1 protein-coding gene is annotated in these 3,089 nt (G+C 71.3%); it reads left to right on the top strand.

The annotated features are described in order from the left end of the window. Positions 1-51: 51 nt before the first annotated feature. On the top strand, positions 52-3,089 hold a 3,038-nt coding region (locus tag ACGFNH_RS32655; protein WP_393660005.1), incomplete at its 3' end, for an SDR family NAD(P)-dependent oxidoreductase.

Below are 3,089 nucleotides of genomic sequence, written 5' to 3' on the forward strand. Positions count from 1 at the left end.
GCGATCGCGGATCATTTCCGTGGGCAGGATCGTAAGGTCACCTCGTTGAGGGTGAGTCATGCGTTCCATTCGCCGTTGATGGAGCCGATGCTGGAGGAGTTCCGGCAGGTCGCCGAGGGTCTGGAGTTCGGGGATCCGGTCATCCCGATCGTTTCCAATGTCACGGGCACGACCGCCACTGCCGAGGAACTGCGTTCTCCGGACTACTGGGTGCGGCACGTCCGTCAGCCGGTCCGCTTCGCCGACGGCGTACGCGCCCTCGCCACCCGCGGAACCACCCGCTACCTCGAACTCGGCCCCGACGGCACCCTCACCGCCCTGGCGCAGGCGTGCCCGGAGGCCGTTGGCGCACCCGACACCGGAGCCACCGGCAGCCACCTGTTCGCGGCGACCCTCCGCAAGGAGAGGAACGAACCGCTCAGTGCCGTCACGGCGCTCTCTCGCCTGCACACCCACGGCGCCGAGGTCGCCTGGGACGCCGTCCTCCCCGGTGGGCGCCGGGTCGAGTTGCCCTTGTACGCCTTCCGGCATCAGCGATACTGGCTCGCGGACCAGAGCCGTACCGGCACGGACGGCGGCGACCACGACGAGCAGCTCGGCAACGCCGTCGAGGCCGAGTTCTGGAACGCCGTCGAGCGCGGAGACCTCGGCTCGCTGGCCGAATCCCTGGGGCTCGCCGAGGAGTCGCTCAACGATCTCGTTCCCGCCCTTTCGTCCTGGCGTCGCCTTCGCCAGGAACGCTCCCGGGCGGATCAGTGGCTCTACCGGGCGCATTGGAAGCCGCTCGACCCGTCCTCCGGCACGGTGCTCTCCGGTCGCTGGCTCGTACTCGTCCCGGAGAGCGCGAATCCCTACCCCCACGCGGACGCCGTCGTGGCGGAGCTCGCCGCCCGCGGCGCGGATCCCGTGATCGTCGAACTCCCCGCGATACCCGAACGGGTGTCCCTCGCAGCACAGTTGGCGGACGTCACCTCTGGCGACGTCTCCGGGGTCGTCCTCGGCACCGCGACCACAGGAACCTCCGGGACCGCTGATGGCGCGGCCCAGGCGTGCGCCGCGACAGCCGTGGTGCTTCAGGCGCTCGGTGACGCGGGTGTGGCCGGTCGGGTGTGGGCGCTGACGCGCGGTGGCGTGTCGGTCGGCCGCTCGGACGGTCCCGCGGATCCTGGTCAGGGCGCGGTGTGGGGCCTGGGACGGGTGGCGGCGCTGGAGTACCCGGACCGCTGGGGCGGTCTGATCGACCTCCCCGAGGTCCTGGATCGTCGCACCACGAACCGCCTTGCCGCGGTTCTCTCCGGTGGGACCTCCGGCGAGGACCAGATTGCGCTACGGGCGTCGGGCGTCTTCGGGCGCCGCCTGACCCGGGTGACCCCGAGCGGGACCGCGGGTGAGGACGAGGCCGGTTGGCGTCCGCGGGGGACGGTGCTGATCACGGGTGGTACGGGTGCGCTGGGTGCTCGTGTGGCCAGGTGGGCGGCTGCGCAGGGTGCCGCGGACCTGGTGCTGGTCAGTCGTCGGGGTCTTGAGGCCCCGGGCGCGCCCGAGTTGCGGGAAGAGCTCGTGGAGCTGGGCGTCGGGGTGGCGGTTGTCGCCTGCGATGTGGCCGATCGTGCCGCGTTGGCAGGAGTGCTGGCCGAGCATGCGGTGGATGCCGTGGTGCATACGGCGGGTGTGCTGGACGACGGTGTGATCGATGCGTTGACGCCGGAGCGGTTCGCGTCGGTGATGCGGACGAAGGCGCAGGGCGCGCTGCATCTGGACGAACTGACCCGGGACCGCGACCTGTCGGCGTTCGTCCTCTTCTCCTCCTTCGCGGGGAGCATCGGGGCGGCCGGCCAGGGCAACTACGCGGCGGCCAACGCCTTTCTCGACGCGCTCGCCGACCGGCGCCGGGCCGCGGGTCTGACGGCCACGTCGATCGCGTGGGGCCCCTGGGCCGACGGCGGCATGGCCGATGACACCGGGTCCACCTCGCGGATGCGCCGCGGCGGAATCGTTCCGCTCGACGCCGAAGCGGCCACGAACATCCTCGCCCGTACCGCCTCATCCGGCACGCCCTCCGTGATCGTCGCGGACATCCACTGGGCCGACTTCGCGCCGGCCTTCACCATGACGCGTCCGAGCCCGCTGATCGCGTCGCTGCCGGAAGCCCGCGCAGCCGTCGACGGCGCTACGACGACCTCCGAACGGATCGGGCTCGACGACCGTGCTGGGCTGCTCGGCCGACTGACCGGCCTCACCCCGGCCGAGCAGGACCGCGTACTGCTGGAAACCGTGCAGGCCTGCGCCGCCGCGGTGCTCGGCTATGCCACCCCCGACGCCGTCTCCGCCGACCGCGCCTTCCGCGACCTGGGCATCGACTCCCTCACCGCCGTTGAACTCCGCAACGGCGTCGCGGCACTGACGGGCGTCTCCGGCCTGGCGGCGACGGTGGTGTTCGACTATCCGACGCCGGCGGCGCTGGCCCGGTATCTGCGAGAGCAGTTGCTGGGTGGTGCGGCCGAGGCGGAGCTCGAGGCGACGGCGCCTGTGGGCGCGCGTGTTGCGGACGATCCGGTGGTGATCGTCGGGATGGGGTGCCGGTTCCCGGCTGGTGTGCGGGATCCGGAGGGTCTGTGGCGGTTGCTGTCGGAGGCCGGGGACGCTGTGGGGGCGTTCCCGGCCGACCGCGGCTGGGACATCGATGCCCTCTACGACCCCCAGGGGGAGCGCCCCGGATCCACGCTGATCAACGTCGGCGGGTTCCTTGACGGCGTGGATCGTTTTGATGCGGGGTTCTTCGGGATGAGTCCGCGGGAGGCGTTGGCGACGGATCCGCAGCAGCGGTTGTTGCTGGAGACGTCCTGGGAGGCGTTGGAGCGGTCCGGTATCGCGCCGGGTGGGTTGCGGGGGAGCCGGACGGGGGTGTTCGCGGGGACGAACGGTCAGGATTACACGGGTTTGTTGCTGGCCTCGGGTGAGGACTTCGAGGGCCATGTCGGTACGGGTAATGCGGCGTCGGTGTTGTCGGGTCGGGTGTCGTATGTGCTGGGGCTGGAGGGTCCGGCGGTGACGGTGGACACGGCGTGTTCGTCGTCTCTGGTGGCGCT

Source organism: Streptomyces sp. NPDC048639, assembly GCF_043199075.1.
GTDB lineage: Bacteria > Actinomycetota > Actinomycetes > Streptomycetales > Streptomycetaceae > Streptomyces.